We start from the raw sequence: 17,818 nt of genomic DNA, 5'->3' as shown, positions 1-17,818 counted from the left end.
TCATTACGCTTACCTCGAATTACTTCTCTAAACTTCAGATGTATATTTGAAGTGCTAGTTATAAAATGTTTTTACATTATTATAAAAAATCGGAACGGGTTACGGGTATAAATCTTTAAAAACTTTAATTTATTAAACAGTTTAAGTCTCAGCTTCAGCAATAAGCTGAAAACTGAGACTGTAACTGAATATCTTTATTATTCTTCCAAACGAAGATCTAATCCAAGACCTTTCAATTCGTGCATTAATACATTGAATGATTCTGGTAAACCTGGTTCTGGCATAGTTTCACCCTTAACGATAGCTTCGTAAGTTTTAGCTCTACCAATAACGTCATCAGACTTAACAGTTAAGATTTCACGTAAAGTACTAGAAGCTCCATAAGCCTCAAGTGCCCAAACCTCCATCTCTCCAAAACGCTGACCTCCAAATTGAGCTTTACCTCCAAGCGGCTGCTGCGTAATTAATGAGTATGGTCCGATAGAACGTGCGTGCATCTTATCATCAACCATGTGTCCTAATTTAAGCATGTAAATTACACCCACAGTTGCTTTTTGTGCAAAACGCTCTCCAGTTCCACCATCATAAAGATATGTATGTCCAAAACGTGGTACGTTAGCTTCATCAGTCAAAGCGTTGATCTCGTCAAGAGAAGCACCGTCAAAAATTGGAGTAGCAAATTTTCTACCCAAGTTCATACCAGCCCATCCAAGAACAGTCTCATAAATCTGACCAATGTTCATACGTGAAGGTACCCCAAGTGGATTCAATACGATATCTACCGGTGTTCCGTCTTCTAAGAAAGGCATATCTTCATGACGAACAATTCTTGCAACAATACCTTTGTTACCGTGACGTCCTGCCATTTTATCCCCTACTTTCAGCTTACGTTTTTTAGCAATATAAATCTTAGCTAATTTCAAGATACCAGATGGTAATTCATCTCCTACTGTAATAGTGAATTTCTCTCTTCTTAACGCTCCTTGTAAGTCGTTCAGCTTAATTTTATAGTTATGAATTAAATCATTAACCATTTTATTAGTAGCATCATCAGCAACCCACTGACCTTTGCTTAAGTGAGCAAAATCTTCTACTGCGTAAAGCATTTTCTGAGTATATTTTTTACCTTTTGGTAAAACTTCTTCACCCAAATCATTCATTACACCCTGAGATGTTTTTCCGTTTACGATCAGGAATAATTTTTCAACTAATCTGTCTTTTAATTCAACAAATTTAGTTTCAAACTCCATTTCAAGAGCTCCTAAAGCATCTTTATCCTGAGTACGCTTACGTTTATCTTTTACGGCTCTTGCAAATAATTTTTTGTCAAGAACTACACCATGTAAAGATGGAGAAGCTTTTAATGAAGCATCTTTTACATCTCCCGCTTTATCTCCAAAGATTGCACGAAGCAATTTCTCTTCCGGAGTAGGATCTGATTCTCCTTTTGGTGTAATTTTTCCAATCAAAATATCGCCAGGTTTTACCTCTGCTCCAATTCTGATCATACCGTTTTCATCTAAATCTTTAGTAGCTTCTTCAGAAACGTTAGGAATATCGTTTGTTAACTCTTCATTTCCTAACTTAGTATCTCTAACCTCTAATGAATAATCATCAACGTGGATAGAAGTAAAAATATCATCACGAACTACTTTTTCAGAAATAACAATCGCATCCTCGAAGTTGTATCCTTTCCATGGCATGAACGCAACTTTTAAGTTTCTACCTAAAGCTAATTCTCCATTTTGAGTAGCATAACCTTCTGATAATACTTGTCCAGGAACAACTCTGTCACCTTTTCTTACGATTGGTTTCAAGTTGATACTTGTACCCTGATTGGTTTTTCTAAATTTAATTAGGTTGTAAGTTTTTTCATCAGCATCAAAACTAACCATTCTTTCGTCTTCTGTACGATCGTATTTAATAGTAATGATATTAGCATCAACATATTCAACAGTTCCATGCCCTTCAGCATTGATTAATACTCTTGAATCTGAAGCTACCTGACGCTCTAAACCTGTACCTACAATTGGTGCTTCAGGACGGATCAAAGGAACTGCCTGACGCATCATGTTTGATCCCATCAACGCACGGTTCGCATCATCATGCTCCAGGAAAGGAATCAAAGATGCAGAAATCGAAGCAATCTGATTAGGAGCAACGTCTGTATAATGAACTACTGATGGCTCAACAACCGGGAAGTCACCCTCCTCACGAGCAATTACATTGCTAGCTGTAATTTTACCAGAAGCGTCCATTTCAATGTTTGCCTGAGCAATCATTTTACCTTCTTCTTCTTCAGCACTCAAGTAAACTGGAGTACTTTCTAAATCAACTACACCATTAGTTACTTTACGGTAAGGTGTTTCGATGAATCCCATTCCGTTTACTTTAGCGTAAACACCAAGAGATGAAATCAAACCAATGTTTGGTCCCTCTGGAGTCTCAATCGGACATAAACGTCCATAGTGCGTATAGTGAACGTCACGAACCTCGAAACCAGCTCTTTCTCTCGAAAGTCCACCTGGTCCAAGTGCAGAAAGTCTTCTTTTGTGTGTAATCTCAGCTAATGGATTCGTTTGATCCATAAATTGAGATAACTGGTTAGTTCCAAAGAAAGAGTTGATAACTGATGATAATGTTTTAGCATTAATCAAATCAATTGGCGTAAACACCTCGTTATCTCTAACGTTCATTCTCTCACGAATGGTTCTGGCCATACGTGCTAAACCAACACCGAATTGTTGAGACAATTGTTCACCAACTGTTCTAACACGACGGTTTGATAAGTGATCAATATCATCAATCTCTGCTTTAGAGTTAATCAATTCGATCAAATATTTTACGATTGTAATGATATCTTCTTTAGTAAGCACTTGCTTATCCATAGGGATATCTAAATTCAATTTCTTGTTCATTCTGTAACGACCTACCTCACCTAAGTTATAACGTTGGTCAGAGAAGAACAATTTATCTATAATACCACGAGCAGTTTCCTCATCAGGCGGTTCAGCGTTACGCAGCTGACGGTAAATGTGCTCTACAGCTTCTTTTTCAGAGTTAGTTGGATCTTTTTGTAACGTGTTGTGGATAATAGCATAATCTGCCTGGTTATTATCCTCTTTGTGTAACAAAATAGATTTTACGTTAGAATCGATGATCTCTTCAACATTATCTTTGTCGATAATAGTGTCACGATCAAGGATGATTTCGTTACGTTCGATAGAAACTACTTCTCCAGTATCCTCATCTACGAAATCCTCGTGCCATGTATTCAAAACACGTGCAGCAAGTCTTCTTCCAATATATTTCTTAATACCCGTTTTAGAAACTTTAATTTCTTCCGCTAAGTCGAAAATTTCAAGAATATCCTTATCTCTTTCGAATCCGATTGCACGGAATAAAGTTGTTACAGGTAATTTTTTCTTTCTATCGATATACGCGTACATAACGCTGTTGATATCTGTAGAAAATTCTATCCAAGATCCTTTAAAAGGAATTACTCTGGCAGAATAAAGTTTAGTTCCATTTGCGTGGAATGACTGTCCAAAGAAAACTCCAGGAGAGCGGTGTAATTGTGATACTACTACACGCTCAGCACCATTGATCACAAAGGTACCGCTAGGAGTCATATAAGGAATTGTTCCAAGATAAACATCTTGTACAATTGTTTCAAAATCTTCGTGTTCTGGATCTGTACAGTATAGTTTCAACCTGGCTTTTAAAGGCACACTATAAGTAAGACCTCTCTCTATACATTCTTGAATTGTATAACGCGGCGGATCAACAAAATAATCTAGGAACTCCAATACAAAGTTATTTCTTGTATCTGTAATTGGGAAGTTTTCCATGAAGGTGTTGTATAACCCTTCGTTGCCTCTTTCGTCAGATTTAGTTTCTAATTGAAAGAAATCTTTAAAAGATTTAACCTGAACATCCAAGAAATCCGGATAATCAGGGATATTTTTTGTAGAGGCAAAATTCAATCTTTCAGTCTGATTTGTTATCATCAATGGACAAAATTTTGATTAAAAAAAAGTAATTTTTTTGTGTAAAACACACTGTTTAATCTATACTTTCTTATTATAATCAATACATCTTTAAAAATAAACAGCAAAAGTGAGTTCTATTTTTTTTCTTCGTATTGATCAAAAACTTTTTCGTATTTTAAACTATTTGATAATAAAATTTGATATATTTTATTATACGAAAAATGGTTTAGACCCTTGGATGATTCCATCCAAGGTCTAAACCTAGTTCTAAACTGCGTTTTGTTATTTTAACTCAACAACAGCTCCAGCTTCTTCTAATGATTTTTTAAGACCTTCAGCCTCTTCTTTAGAAACACCTTCTTTTACGTTTGATGGAGCACCGTCAACTACATCTTTAGCTTCTTTAAGACCTAAACCAGTTAATTCTTTAACTAATTTTACAACAGCTAATTTAGAAGCTCCTGCATCTTTTAATACAACTGTAAATTCAGTTTGTGCTTCTTCAGCAGCACCTTCTCCACCACCAGCAGCAACTACTACAGCTGCAGCAGCAGGCTCGATACCATACTCGTCTTTTAATATTGTTGCTAATTCGTTAACTTCTTTAACTGTTAAGTTAACTAATTGTTCTGCGAATTGTTTCAAATCTGCCATTTTTTCTATCGTTTAAAATGATTTTGTAAAATATAATTTAATTATTGTGCGCTAATTAAGCAGCAAGGAAGCGAGCTTCCATGCATTGATTATTATGCTTCAGTTTCTTCTTCGCTGCCAGCGAATTTGTTTTGTAAAGCAGAAATAATTCTTTGAGCTGGAGATTGTAATAATCCAATGATTTCTCCGATAAGCTCTTCTTTAGATTTAATTGTAGCTAATGCTTCCAATTGGTTGTCTCCAATATATACTTCAGAGTTGATGTAAGCTCCTTTTAAAACTGGTTTATCAGATTTCTTACGGAAATCTTTGATAATTTTACCAGGTGCATTAGCAACATCAGAAATAAATATAGCACTGTTACCACTTAAAACTGTAGGTAAATCACCATAATCATTAGCAGAAGCTTCCATTGCTTTTGCAAGCAAAGTGTTCTTTACAACCTCTAATTTGATACCTGCTTTGAAGCAAGCTCTACGCAAGTTTGAAGTTGTCTCTGCGTTTAAACCAGAAATATCAGATACATAAATGATATTTGTACCAGCTAACTGCGCAGTTAAATTTTCAATCGCGATTGATTTTTCTTCTCTAGTCATACTAAAAATTTTTAACTACCAATTATACTGCTTTTGGGTCTAATGCAATCGCAGGACTCATAGTGCTTGTAAGGTGGATACCTTTAATGTATGTACCTTTAGCAGCAGTTGGTTTAAGTTTTATTAATGTTTGAATAATTTCGTGTGCGTTGTCAACAATTTGCTCAGCTCCAAAAGAAACTTTACCAATTCCTGCGTGAACGATACCAGTTTTATCAACTTTAAAGTCAATTTTACCAGCTTTAACCTCTTGAACAGCTTTTGCAACATCCATAGTTACAGTACCTGTTTTAGGGTTTGGCATTAAACCTCTAGGTCCTAAAATACGACCTAATGGACCTAATTTACCCATAACAGCAGGCATAGTGATGATAACATCAACATCAGTCCAGCCGTCTTTAATTTTTTGTAAGTAATCATCAAGACCAACATGATCTGCTCCAGCCTCTCTTGCTTCAGCCTCTTTATCCGGAGTAACCAATGCTAATACTTTAACATCCTTTCCTGTTCCGTGAGGTAAAGTTACCACACCTCTTACCATTTGATTCGCTTTTCTTGGATCTACACCCAAACGAACTGCGATATCAACAGACTCATCAAATTTTGCAGAAGCAACAACTTTCAATAATGCCGCAGCATCTTTTAGAGAGTATAATTTGTTCTTTTCAATTTTTGAAGCAGCCTCTTTTTGCTTTTTTGTTAATTTTGCCATGTCTTTTTCTTAATTAAAAAGGAGCATCTCCTGATACAGTTATACCCATAGATCTAGCTGTTCCAGCAACCATACTCATTGCTTTCTCAATTGTGAAAGCGTTTAAGTCTGGCATTTTGTCTTCAGCAATAGTTCTAATTTGTTCCCAAGTAACGCTAGCTACTTTTTTACGATTAGGCTCACCAGAACCAGATTTTAGCTTTGCAGCTTCCATTAACTGAACTGCTGCTGGAGGAGTCTTAACAACAAAATCGAATGATTTGTCTTTGTACACAGTGATTTGCACTGGACAAATTTTGCCAGGTTTATCCTGAGTTCTAGCATTAAATTGCTTACAAAACTCCATGATATTAACCCCAGCAGCTCCTAAAGCAGGTCCAACCGGTGGCGACGGATTCGCAGCACCTCCCTTAACTTGTAGTTTAACTACCTTACTAATTTCTTTAGCCATTTTTAAAAAATTTAACACTGCAATCAATGGAAGCGATTACAATGGTTATTATAGTGTAACAAAAAATTATACTTTTTCTACTTGCATAAAACTCAATTCCAATGGTGTTTTTCTTCCGAAAATTTTAACCATAACTTCAAGTTTACGCTTTTCTTCATTGATTTTTTCAACCGTACCGTTAAAACCATTAAAAGGACCATCGATCACTTTTACCGTTTCACCTAAAGTGAAAGGAATAGCACGAGTATCTGTATTTACAGCCAACTCATCCACTTTACCTAACATACGGTTTACTTCAGACAGCCTTAAAGGAACAGGTTCTCCGCCTTTAATTTCACCCAAGAAACCAATTACACTTGTAACAGATTTAATAATATGAGGTATCTCACCAACTAAGTTGGCTTCAATCATAACATATCCAGGGAAATAAACTTTATCCTTAGACATTTTTTTCCCTTCTTTTACAGTAACTACTTTTTCTGTAGGCACCAAAACCTGGGAAACATAATCACCCATACCTAATCTGGCAATCTCAGTTTCGATGTAAGCTTTTACCTTATTTTCCTGGCCGCTTACAGCTCTAACTACATACCATTTTTTCACATTATTATCTGCCATCACAAAAAAATTATCCTTTTAACCAGTTAAAAAATCCAGCCAAAGCTTTTGCAAAAAATTCGTCTACTCCCCAAGTTGCCAAAGCGAACAGAATCGAAAATACAGCCACAACAATTGTCAATTTTTGAACTTCAGCCCAAGCAGGCCAAGTAACATTTGACTTTAATTCCTCGAAAGCCTCTGATAAATAATTAGTAACTTTTGTCATTTGATATATTTTTTATTGCACGGGCGGAGGGATTCGAACCCCCATCAACGGTTTTGGAGACCGCTATTCTACCCTTGAACTACGCCCGTAATTAAAAGCCAGTGATTTCATAAGAAAATCAACTGGCTTTTTCTTTTTATTATAATAGATTACTCTACGATTTCAGTAACTTGTCCAGCACCTACTGTTCTACCACCTTCACGGATAGCGAAACGTAAACCTACGTTCATAGCAATTGGGCTTAATAAAGCAACTTCAATAGTTAAGTTATCACCTGGCATTACCATCTCTACACCTGCTGGTAAAGAAATAACTCCTGTTACGTCAGTTGTACGTACGTAGAACTGTGGACGGTAGTTATTGTGGAATGGAGTGTGACGTCCACCTTCTTCTTTTTTCAAGATATAAACCTCAGCTTTGAATTTAGCGTGTGGTTTTACTGAACCTGGCTTAATAATAACCATACCTCTTTTGATATCAGCTTTATCAATACCTCTTAACAATAAACCTACGTTATCTCCAGCTTCACCTCTATCAAGGATTTTACGGAACATCTCAACTCCTGTAATAGTAGAAGTTAATTTCTCAGCTCCCATACCAATGATTTCAACAGGATCTCCAGTGTTAGCAACTCCAGTTTCGATACGACCTGTAGCAACAGTTCCACGACCTGTAATTGTAAATACGTCCTCAACCGGCATCAAGAATGGTTTAGCTACGTCACGCACTGGCTCTTCGATCCAAGCATCAACAGCTTCCATTAATTCAATAATTTTAGGAACCCAAGCAGGATCATTGTTTAATCCTCCTAAAGCAGAACCTTGAACTACAGGACCATTATCTCCATCATATTCGTAGAAAGATAATAAATCTCTAATTTCCATTTCAACAAGCTCTAATAACTCAGCATCATCAACCATATCCACTTTGTTCATGAAAACAACGATTCTTGGAATACCAACCTGACGTCCTAAAAGGATGTGCTCACGAGTTTGTGGCATTGGACCATCTGTAGCAGCAACTACTAAGATAGCTCCGTCCATTTGAGCAGCTCCAGTAACCATGTTCTTTACGTAATCCGCGTGACCAGGACAGTCAACGTGAGCGTAGTGACGGTTAGCAGTTTCATACTCTACGTGTGATGTATTAATAGTAATACCTCTTTCTTTCTCCTCTGGAGCGTTATCGATTTGATCAAACGATTTTGCTTGACAGTAACCAGCATCTGACAATACTTTTGTAATTGCAGCAGTTAATGTAGTTTTTCCGTGATCTACGTGTCCAATTGTACCTATGTTTAAGTGCGGTTTGGAACGATTAAAATTCTCCTTTGCCATTTTACTTAATTTTTAATCTTAGTTATATATTAATTTTCAATTTCCTACTTACTTGAGCCAATGTCGGGATTTGAACCCGAGACCTCTTCCTTACCAAGGAAGCACTCTACCCCTGAGCTACACCGGCAGAGAGTTCTAGTTTTTGATTTTTGATTTCAGATTTTAACAAAATCTAAAACTACAATTCTAAATCTAAACCTTTTTTTTGTGGGGAGAGCAGGATTCGAACCTGCGAAGTTTTCACAGCAGATTTACAGTCTGCCCTCGTTGGCCGCTTGAGTATCTCCCCTAATTCTTTAATTTTCAATACTTTAAAAGAACAATTTCAAATCGCATTTGAAATATTTTTGAGCCGATAGAGGGACTCGAACCCACGACCTGCTGATTACAAATCAGCTGCTCTAGCCAGCTGAGCTACATCGGCGATTACATTAAAAAAGTCCGCTATTTCTAACGGACTGCAAATGTAGCTATTTTATCTTTGAATCAAAACATTTTTTAAAAAAAATTTCAATTAAATATGTGCTCTGATTTTTTCTTTCCTTTTTACCAGTAAACGCTCTAAAGATTCTGCTGAAAGCTCAACCGCTTCTTCAAAGGATTTACATTGTTTTTTAACCAAAAATTCATCTCCCGGAACATTAATCTTAATCTCTACCGCCTTATTCTCCTTATCACTCGTTCTTTCAACTTTCAAAAAAACATCAGCCGAAACAACTCGGTCGTAATACTTTTCCAGCTTATCCATTCTTTCCTGAATAAAATCCACCAATTTTCTGTCGACAGTAAAGTTAACTGCATGAACATCTACCTTCATAATAATAATTTTAGGGTTAAACATTTCAGAATTATTATTTGTTTCTCGGATGAGCATCTGAATAAACTTTTTTAAGTTCTGCTAAACTATTATGAGTATAAACCTGTGTAGATGCCAAACTCGAATGTCCTAATAATTCCTTAACTGAATTTAAATCTGCCCCGTTATTCAATAAATGAGTCGCAAACGTATGCCGAAGCACGTGAGGACTTTTTTTTACTTTTTCAGAGACCCTACTAAAGTAACAATTTATTAATCGATACACAAACGATTCACTCAATTTTAACCCTTTTTTCGAAATAAAAAAATAATCCGAATCTATGATTTCCTCAACCTCCAGTCTTTCTTTTAAATACAAATTAATTTCATCTGCAACAATTGGCAGAAGCGGAATAATCCGCTCTTTATTTCTCTTCCCTAAAACTTTAATAACCTTTGAAGACAAATCAACATTCTTTACCAGCAACCCTATCAGTTCTGCCCGACGCATTCCTGTTGTATAAAAAAGATCTACAATAAGTTTATCCCTTATTTCTTCAAATCCCACAGGAGAATCTACTCCTGACATTAAATCATTAACTTCTTTTTCAGAAAACGGAATCTGGATAATTTTAGGAGTTTTCAGCGCTTTATGCTTAAGCATTGGATTTACCTCTATATATTTAATCTTCAAAAGAAATTTATAAAAGGCTTTTAAGGAAGCTATTTTTCGATTTATTGAAACATTAGAAATCTGCTGATCTGCCAAAGAAACAATCCAGCTCCTGATTTGACTGTAACTAACATTTTCAATTCCTTCTTCTTCAAAATGAGATCTGTTAAATTCCTCAAAAAAGGAAATATCATTTAAATAAGCATTCACTGTATGGGGAGAGTACTTTTTTTCCAATTGTAAATAATTACGAAATGCTTCTTTGTTTGATTCCATCAGAAAAGTTTTTTTTCGATCTATACCTATATTATATAAATCACCAGAAAGTTTTAAAATAAAAAAACCGTTAGCATCAAAGTTAAAACTTTTTGATGACTAACGGTAATTATTTTTGAAAAGCGAAATACTAACTTTCTAAACTATCTTTCAAAGTTTGGATGTAAGCAGCTTTTTGAATTTGAGCTCTTTTTACAACAGAAGGCTTAATAAAAGCAGTACGTGCTCTTAATTGACGAACAGTTCCTGTTTTATCAAATTTTCTTTTATAGCGCTTTAATGCTCTATCGATATTTTCTCCGTCTTTAATTGGTATAATTAACATAATATAGACACCTCCTCTCGTTAAGGCTGCAAATGTAAAAATTAATTATTAAATATGAATTATAAATTCTGGATTTTTTTATAGAATAGAATATAGAGTAAAGAAAATAGATTTTAGCAGCACTCTTTACTCTTTATTCTTTCAGCAAGTTTCTTGATATTACCAGTTTCTGAATTTCAGTTGTTCCTTCTCCAATTGTACATAATTTTGAATCTCTGTAGAATTTTTCTACCGGAAAATCTTTTGTATACCCATAGCCACCGTGAATCTGAACTGCTTCATTTGCAATTTTCACACAAGCTTCTGAAGCATACATTTTTGCCATTGCCCCAGAAGTAGTTACCGGCTTATGCTGCTGCTTTAAATAGGCTGCTTTATGCAATAATAATTCCGAAGCTTCGATTTCAGTTGCCATGTCCGCCAGTTTAAATGAAATTCCCTGAAAACTACTTATCGGCTGTCCAAACTGATATCTTTCTTTTGAATATTTTAATGCGGCTTCGTAAGCTCCTTTCGCAATTCCTAATGACAGGGCGCCAATTGAAATTCGGCCTCCGTCTAAAATTTTCATTGCCTGAACAAATCCCTGACCAACTTCTCCTAATCTGTTTGCGTCGGGAACGCGGCAATTATCAAAAACTAATTCAGCAGTTTCGCTGGCACGCATCCCTAATTTATTTTCTTTTTTACCCGAAGAAAATCCTGCCATTCCTTTCTCTAAAACAAACGCAGTCATTCCTTTAGAATCTCCTTTTTCTCCAGTTCTAACAATTACGACCGCAACATCTCCGGATATTGCATGTGTAATAAAGTTTTTGGCTCCGTTAATAACCCAAAAATCTCCGTCTTTAACTGCAGTTGTATTCATTCCGCCTGCATCAGAACCTGTATTATGTTCTGTTAAGCCCCACGCACCAATGAACTCAGCAGTAGCCAATTTTGGCAAAAACTTTTTCTTTTGTTCTTCATTTCCAAATGTCAGGATATGATTTGTACAAAGCGAATTATGCGCTGCAACAGACAAACCTATTGAAGGATCTACTTTTGAAATCTCCTCGACAACTGTAATGTATTCGTGATAACCTAATCCCGATCCTCCATATTCTTCAGGCACTAAAACTCCCATAAACCCCATTTCTCCAAGCTTTTTAAACAAGTCTATTGGAAAAATCTGGGCTTCATCCCACTCCATTATGTGTGGCTTTATATTTTTTTCTGCAAAGTCTTTTATAGATTGAGCAATCATAGACTGCATTTCGTTATATTCAAAATTCATTAGTTAGTAATTTTTTAGAACTCCAAATATAAACTAATTATTTTTGCTTTTTCAACAGGAAAACCTTTAATTTTTGACAAATCCTCAATATTATTAAAATTTCCATTCATACTTCTATAAGTTATGATTTGTTTTGCAAGTGCATATTTAAAGTACGGAAACTGTGATAATTCTTTTAACGAGGCGTCGTTTATAGCAATCTTCTTAAAACCGGACGGCATTACAACTTTAAAATGACTGTTGAGCTGCGTTATAACTTCCGGAGAAAGTCCCCAAACATCTTCCAGCTGTTCCATTGAAACAAAACCTCCTAAAATTTCTTTTTGTTTTAATATTCTTGAAGACAAGGCTTCGCCAATGCCATATATTGCAACTAAATCTTCCTGACTTGCCTGGTTTATATCTTCAATGACTATATTTTCTTTTTTAGAAAATGTTTTCTGGATATATTCTTTTTTTTGCGTTTTGAAGCCAGTATTATTTTGTGTCCAGTCCGGAAATTTAAACAAAGGCGCTATTACCTGTAATAATGAATCTGAAATTTGGGTTACCTTCTGAAATTCTTCTGGCGAGTTTACATATTTGTTTTCTTTTCGAAATGCCAGCAGACGATCAATTTCAGCAACAGACATTCCGAGTTTGTATCCTTTATAATCAGTTATGAAATTAGGATTAAAAGTATATACCTTTTGCTTTGCATTATATTTGGCTTCTTTTGCCATATCTATTTCCTTTTGTAAGGATAACCATTTTTCCTCTTCAGGAAAAGTTTTTTCATACTGGTTAAAATCGACAAAAAAATAAATAAACTGCAATGTAATTATTATGGCAAAAAGTAAAAAAATACCCGTTTTTTGCTGGCTTGTAAATTTAAAATATTGACGAAACATCTGAAATCTGTTATTATTACTAATTATTTGTGTTATTAAAAAACGATAAAATAAGGGATAATATTTATATTTATTAAGAAAAATACTAAAAATATTATTTTCGAAATTATTAATTTCAACTCAATCGATATAATAGAGATTAAAATAAACTCAGCATTAACAGAAGATTGGTAACACAATAAATCAAAAAATTAAATATTTTATAACTTAAAATATCATTATTGTTTTTATTTTTTACAAAAAACGATACATTTGGAGCTTAATAACAATAAACCAATAAAATAGTATGTCAATTTGGAGAGTTAAACCAATATCAGCCTTTGAGGCCGATATGAAAAAAAGTGATTTAAAAAGAGTTCTTACAAGATGGGGATTAACCTCATTAGGAATTGGGGCAATCATAGGTGGAGGAATTTTCACTTTAACAGGAATCGCAGCTCATGATTATGCGGGTCCAGCTCTGGCTCTATCCTTTGTTATTGCAGGTATAGGCTGTTTATTTGCTTCTCTTTGTTATGCTGAATTTGCTTCAGTACTACCAGTAGAAGGTTCTGCGTACGCTTATGCATACGGAACAATCGGCGAAATTTTTGCATGGTTCATTGGGTGGAACTTAATTTTGGAGTACATGATGGGAGCCACCACCGTTGCGGTCGCCTGGAGCGGTTATTTTGTAAAACTTCTCCATTTGTTTGGAATTAATATTCCAATCTGGCTCTGTAATGACTTACATACTGCTATAGAAAAAATTACCGAACATAATAAAGAATTCCCTCTCGATCAAATTGATGTACCTACATTTGCATTTAACTTACCTGCTTTTATCATCACATGGATCGTAACTGCAATTCTTATAAAAGGAATTAAAGAAGCGGCAAGTACAAATAATATTATCGTAATTGTAAAAATTGCTGTTGTTCTTTTTGTAATTATTTGTGGTGCATTCTACATTAATACAGCAAATTGGCATCCATTTATTCCTGCAGAAGTTCCTGCTTTAGACGCACTTGGAAATGCAACAGGGAAAATGAACTTTGGATTTGGCGGTGTTTTAACTGCTGCAACAATTGTATTCTTTGCCTATATTGGTTTTGACGCTGTTTCGACTCAGGCCGGAGAAGCTATTAATCCTAAAAAAGACGTTCCTTTTGCCATTATTGCTTCATTAGTAATTTGTACAATTCTTTACATTCTGGTATCATTAGTATTAACTGGAATGGTACATTACGATCAATTAGACAAAGCGGCTCCGGTAGCTTCTGCTTTTAGCGAAAACGGATTAACTTGGGCAGTATTCATTATTACAATTGCAGCAACTGCCGGTTTAACCTCTGTAATGCTTGTTATGATGCTTGGACAAACACGTATTTTCTTAGGAATGTCAAGAGATGGTTTATTGCCTCCATTTTTCAGCAAACTGCACACAAATTTCAAAACACCTTATAAAAGCACATTTTTAGTAGGAACAATTATTTCGATTGTTGCTGCACTTACTCCAATCGAAAAAGTAAGCGAAATGTGTAGTATGGGAACATTACTGGCATTTGGAATGGTATGTGTTGCCGTAATGATTTTAAGATATAAAAAACCAGAACTAGAAAGACATTATAAAACACCAGCAGTTTATCTTGTTGGAACTTTAGGAGTATGTTTTAATTTATTCTTAATGACTCAGGTGAGACATGAAACCTGGATTGCCTTTTTATGCTGGGGAACTTTAGGTATTATTGTGTATTTTGCTTACAGTAAAAAAAGAGCAAAACTTAATAATATTCAAAACGAAATCGAAGAAATCTAAAAAGATGTATCATAAAAAAACCTGTTCAATTGAACAGGTTTTTTTATTTATCGTAAAATCAGATTACAGATTTATAAATCAAAAACTGAGGTTCTTTTAGCTCGTATTAAATCTTTTAGACGAATCCAAAAGGCTAATGTAAGGTAAACTCCAAAACCTAAACCGGCAGTTACAAATGAAATGTAAATAAAAAATAATCTCACGCTTGTTACACGCATTCCCAGTTTGTCTGCAAGTCTTGAAGATACATGAAAACCATATTTTTCAAAAAAGAATTTTAATTTTAAGATAGCTGACATGTTTTTTTAATTTTAGAGTTGAGATTTTAGATTCCTTCAACTTCATTCAGGATGACAAAAGTACAAATTATCCTATTATCACCTTTTTTAATTATCTAATTATTTTTGAGAAGCTCCATTCCTACTGCGCATTTTAAACATCCTTTATGATTGCAGTATTCATTTTTAAGTTCTAATAACGTTTGGGTTTCAAAGGCATTCTCAGCTTTTATTCCAAAAAAATCAAACTTATCGATAATTGCATTTTTTTCCGGTGCAACTTCATTCATAAAATCAATCAAATTTTCAGAAACCGATTCTCCCATTATATGAGCATAAGCAAACTGAATTGGAATGATCGTGTTTATAATTATTAGATCAAGAAATGATTTAGATAATATTTTGGCTTTTTTAGGGCTTTCTTTATCGAATTGATAATGATTCTGCCAATACGAACTTACTGAAACATTCATCAGCTCATATACACTTTTTACTGATTTTAAATCGATTATTTTAGAGAACAGGTTTTGATTTTTGTGATATAAATTAGCCAATTGAGAAAGTCTTATTGTTGGAAAATTATCCGGCCGGTGCTTAAAAAATGCAACAGGATCTATAAAAGGTTTCTCAAGCTGATATTTATGTAAAAGATAAAAATACCTAAACTTTAAATCTTTAAAATAAACATCTTCTTTTTCGCTGTCCAGCAAATTTAAAGTCCCAAATAGTAACGACTCGAGATTTTCAACTTCAAAACTTTCTTTTCTGATTATGGTAAAAGGAATTGCTTTTGACATCTGGAAAAAAGACAATCCGTTTGTATTTAAACCAAAGTTTTTGGCCAGCAGGGAAAACAAAACAGCTTCCCAGTCTTGATTTGTTTCTTGCAGTAATTCATAAATAAATTTTGATTTTCGCTCCAAACGTTCAAAAAACAATCTTTCCTGCCAGTTTTTAAAAACAAAACCATCAATTTCACTGATTTGCTTTTCACATGAAATCCATGTTTTAGGAGAAAGTAATTTGTTGTAGGCAGCCAGTACTTCTTTGTCTATATAATCTTTAAGAACCAAGACTGGAATTTCGGTATTGTTTTCTCTAAAAATAGCTGTATCATTTTCCCAAACTACATGAAGAATTACATTATCATAAGCCGGATCTTTCTCATGATTGTGCAAATACCAATCTGACGATTTTAAGTGAATCTCAACATTTCCTGCCCATTTTTGATCTCCAATTTTAACATGGGCATTAAAGAAATCTGGTCCCGAAAGTTCTAAATAATCACCCGTTTTAATAATTGTGATTGATTCATTTTGAAAAGTTTTAAGATTCAAAGTATGGAACTTTTTGAATCTCCAGAGATAATGAAGAAAATCTTCTTTCATTCTTAGACTATAAAATTAAAGGCTAAAAATAATAAATTTAAAACTATTCTTACAAATTAAATTCATTTTTAGTTAGTCTGCAAAAAGAAAAATCCACAAATCGATCAAAAAATCAGTTTGTGGATTTAAAATATGTTTATAAAAGTTTATTTTATCGAACCAATAATATCATATTTGGTAATAATGTGATGGCTTCCATTTCCTAAATCAATTAAAACAGCATCGTTTTCTTTACTGAAAAGTTTAGAAACTTCTTCGATTGGAGTTCCAAGTTTTACGATTGGAAAAGGTTTTCCCATTACATCTTTAATTGGTTTTTCTGCTACATTTTTATCGGCAACATAGCTTCTAAACAAATCAGTTTCATCAACAGAACCTACAAAACCATTTATGTCGACTACCGGAATCTGTGAGATTTTATATTTACGCATACGCTCAATTGCGTGCGAAACTAATTCTTCTGTACGAACAACGATTAATTCTTTATCAATGTGATCTTTAATAACATCTTCGGCTTTTGTAATGTTTTCTTCTAAAAATCCGCGCTCACGCATCCAGTCATCATTAAACATTTTACCAACATAACGGCTTCCTGAATCATGAAATAAAACCACCACCACATCATCTGGTTTAAAATGTTCTTTTAACTGCAATAAACCTTTAATACAGGCTCCGGCTGAGTTACCTACAAAGATTCCTTCTTCGAGTGCAATTTTTCTGGTGTAAACTGCTGCATCTTTATCGGTTACTTTTGTGAATCCGTCAATTAAAGAAAAATCAACATTTTTTGGCAAAATATCTTCTCCTATTCCTTCTGTTATATAAGAGTAAATTTCGTTTTCATCAAAAATTCCTGTTTCATGATATTTTTTAAAAACAGAACCATACGTATCGATTCCCCAAATTTTAATATTTGGATTTTTTTCTTTTAAGTATTTTCCAACTCCCGAAATTGTTCCGCCTGTTCCAACTCCCACCACAAAATGGGTTATTTTACCATCTGTTTGTTTCCAGATTTCAGGTCCTGTCTGTTCGTAATGTGCCAATGAATTCGACATATTATCGTATTGATTTACATACCATGAATTTGGTGTTTCTTCTGCCAGACGCTTCGAAACTGAATAATACGAACGAGGATCTGTTGGTTCAACATCCGTAGGGCAAACCACTACTTTTGCACCAACAGCACGAAGAATATCCATTTTTTCTTTTGATTGTTTATCAGAGATTACACAAATCAATTTGTAACCTTTTACAATTGCAACCAATGCAAGTCCCATTCCGGTATTTCCGGAAGTTCCCTCGATAATAGTTCCGCCTGGTTTAAGTCGGCCGTCAGCTTCGGCATCTTCAATCATTTTCACAGCCATTCTGTCTTTTACAGAATTTCCGGGATTAAAAGTTTCGACTTTTGCCAACACTAATGCATCAATTTCAGCAACAATTTTGTTGAGTTTTACCAATGGTGTATTACCAATTGTTTCTAAAATATTATTTGAAAAGTCCATTTTTATTTAAGTTTAATATTTGGTTTTAAAATGAAGTTACGA

At 34.5% G+C, this 17,818-nt stretch carries 17 protein-coding genes and 4 tRNA genes; 1 reads left to right on the top strand and 20 read right to left on the bottom strand.

The window, feature by feature from the left end; genetic code table 11:
- Nucleotides 1–197: 197 nt before the first annotated feature.
- The 17 genes from rpoB to ASE21_RS17025 all read right to left on the bottom strand — a co-directional run bounded on the left by rpoB (nucleotide 198) and on the right by ASE21_RS17025 (nucleotide 12,804).
- The gene (rpoB, locus tag ASE21_RS17105) at nucleotides 198–4,010 is read right to left on the bottom strand and encodes a DNA-directed RNA polymerase subunit beta (protein ID WP_057123939.1); all 3,813 of its coding nucleotides are present in this window, start codon (nucleotides 4,008–4,010) and stop codon (nucleotides 198–200) included.
- Nucleotides 4,011–4,274: 264 nt separating this feature from the next.
- Entirely contained in the window at nucleotides 4,275–4,646 is a 372-nt protein-coding gene (gene rplL, locus ASE21_RS17100; protein ID WP_057123938.1) for a 50S ribosomal protein L7/L12, read from the bottom strand.
- Nucleotides 4,647–4,738: 92 nt separating this feature from the next.
- Nucleotides 4,739–5,242 (bottom strand): 50S ribosomal protein L10, encoded by a 504-nt coding sequence (rplJ, locus tag ASE21_RS17095; protein ID WP_057123937.1) that lies wholly within the window; start codon nucleotides 5,240–5,242, stop codon nucleotides 4,739–4,741.
- 22 nt (nucleotides 5,243–5,264) lie between these two features.
- On the bottom strand, nucleotides 5,265–5,954 hold the full coding sequence (gene rplA, locus ASE21_RS17090) for a 50S ribosomal protein L1 (protein WP_012024013.1): 690 nt from the start codon (nucleotides 5,952–5,954) through the stop codon (nucleotides 5,265–5,267).
- A gap of 13 nt (nucleotides 5,955–5,967) precedes the next feature.
- Entirely contained in the window at nucleotides 5,968–6,405 is a 438-nt protein-coding gene (rplK, locus tag ASE21_RS17085) for a 50S ribosomal protein L11 (RefSeq protein WP_008466923.1), read from the bottom strand.
- Nucleotides 6,406–6,471: 66 nt separating this feature from the next.
- Nucleotides 6,472–7,023, bottom strand: a complete 552-nt coding sequence (gene nusG, locus ASE21_RS17080) for a transcription termination/antitermination protein NusG (protein WP_057123936.1) — start codon at nucleotides 7,021–7,023, stop codon at nucleotides 6,472–6,474.
- A 10-nt stretch (nucleotides 7,024–7,033) separates the two neighbouring features.
- Complete coding sequence (gene secE, locus ASE21_RS17075; protein WP_008466927.1) at nucleotides 7,034–7,231, bottom strand: preprotein translocase subunit SecE; 198 nt, start codon at nucleotides 7,229–7,231, stop codon at nucleotides 7,034–7,036.
- An 18-nt stretch (nucleotides 7,232–7,249) separates the two neighbouring features.
- A tRNA-Trp gene (locus ASE21_RS17070) sits at nucleotides 7,250–7,320 on the bottom strand.
- Nucleotides 7,321–7,380: 60 nt separating this feature from the next.
- Nucleotides 7,381–8,568, bottom strand: a complete 1,188-nt coding sequence (tuf, locus tag ASE21_RS17065; RefSeq protein ID WP_057123935.1) for an elongation factor Tu — start codon at nucleotides 8,566–8,568, stop codon at nucleotides 7,381–7,383.
- A 55-nt stretch (nucleotides 8,569–8,623) separates the two neighbouring features.
- A tRNA-Thr gene (locus ASE21_RS17060) sits at nucleotides 8,624–8,695 on the bottom strand.
- Nucleotides 8,696–8,776: 81 nt separating this feature from the next.
- Nucleotides 8,777–8,857, bottom strand: a tRNA-Tyr gene (locus tag ASE21_RS17055).
- Nucleotides 8,858–8,918: 61 nt separating this feature from the next.
- A tRNA-Thr gene (locus ASE21_RS17050) sits at nucleotides 8,919–8,992 on the bottom strand.
- Between the two features lie 90 nt (nucleotides 8,993–9,082).
- On the bottom strand, nucleotides 9,083–9,385 hold the full coding sequence (gene hpf / locus ASE21_RS17045) for a ribosome hibernation-promoting factor, HPF/YfiA family (RefSeq protein ID WP_053472330.1): 303 nt from the start codon (nucleotides 9,383–9,385) through the stop codon (nucleotides 9,083–9,085).
- 34 nt (nucleotides 9,386–9,419) lie between these two features.
- Complete coding sequence (locus ASE21_RS17040; protein WP_057123934.1) at nucleotides 9,420–10,313, bottom strand: tyrosine-type recombinase/integrase; 894 nt, start codon at nucleotides 10,311–10,313, stop codon at nucleotides 9,420–9,422.
- A gap of 130 nt (nucleotides 10,314–10,443) precedes the next feature.
- Complete coding sequence (gene rpsU / locus ASE21_RS17035; protein ID WP_012024008.1) at nucleotides 10,444–10,638, bottom strand: 30S ribosomal protein S21; 195 nt, start codon at nucleotides 10,636–10,638, stop codon at nucleotides 10,444–10,446.
- Between the two features lie 133 nt (nucleotides 10,639–10,771).
- The gene (locus ASE21_RS17030) at nucleotides 10,772–11,914 is read right to left on the bottom strand and encodes an acyl-CoA dehydrogenase family protein (protein WP_057123933.1); all 1,143 of its coding nucleotides are present in this window, start codon (nucleotides 11,912–11,914) and stop codon (nucleotides 10,772–10,774) included.
- Nucleotides 11,915–11,928: 14 nt separating this feature from the next.
- Complete coding sequence (locus ASE21_RS17025) at nucleotides 11,929–12,804, bottom strand: ComEA family DNA-binding protein (RefSeq protein WP_057123932.1); 876 nt, start codon at nucleotides 12,802–12,804, stop codon at nucleotides 11,929–11,931.
- A gap of 286 nt (nucleotides 12,805–13,090) precedes the next feature.
- Here ASE21_RS17025 and ASE21_RS17020 point away from each other — a divergent pair, with 286 nt between their 5' ends.
- The gene (locus ASE21_RS17020; protein ID WP_057123931.1) at nucleotides 13,091–14,602 is read left to right on the top strand and encodes an amino acid permease; all 1,512 of its coding nucleotides are present in this window, start codon (nucleotides 13,091–13,093) and stop codon (nucleotides 14,600–14,602) included.
- Between the two features lie 71 nt (nucleotides 14,603–14,673).
- Here ASE21_RS17020 and ASE21_RS17015 read toward each other — a convergent pair whose 3' ends face one another.
- The 3 genes from ASE21_RS17015 to ASE21_RS17005 all read right to left on the bottom strand — a co-directional run bounded on the left by ASE21_RS17015 (nucleotide 14,674) and on the right by ASE21_RS17005 (nucleotide 17,776).
- Nucleotides 14,674–14,901: a PspC family transcriptional regulator gene (locus ASE21_RS17015; RefSeq protein WP_007810860.1), complete on the bottom strand. Its 228-nt coding sequence runs from the start codon at nucleotides 14,899–14,901 to the stop codon at nucleotides 14,674–14,676.
- A gap of 95 nt (nucleotides 14,902–14,996) precedes the next feature.
- Nucleotides 14,997–16,268, bottom strand: coding sequence for a DUF2851 family protein (locus ASE21_RS17010; RefSeq protein WP_057123930.1), 1,272 nt, complete (start codon nucleotides 16,266–16,268; stop codon nucleotides 14,997–14,999).
- A 146-nt stretch (nucleotides 16,269–16,414) separates the two neighbouring features.
- A complete protein-coding gene (locus tag ASE21_RS17005) occupies nucleotides 16,415–17,776 on the bottom strand; it encodes a pyridoxal-phosphate dependent enzyme (RefSeq protein ID WP_057123929.1) in 1,362 nt (453 codons plus the stop codon).
- Nucleotides 17,777–17,818 lie beyond the last annotated feature (42 nt).

The sequence above is a fragment of the Flavobacterium sp. Root901 genome (assembly GCF_001429765.1).
GTDB lineage: Bacteria > Bacteroidota > Bacteroidia > Flavobacteriales > Flavobacteriaceae > Flavobacterium.
The sequence above is the reverse complement of the archived record's forward strand: the minus strand, read 5'-3'. Positions and strand labels throughout refer to the sequence as shown.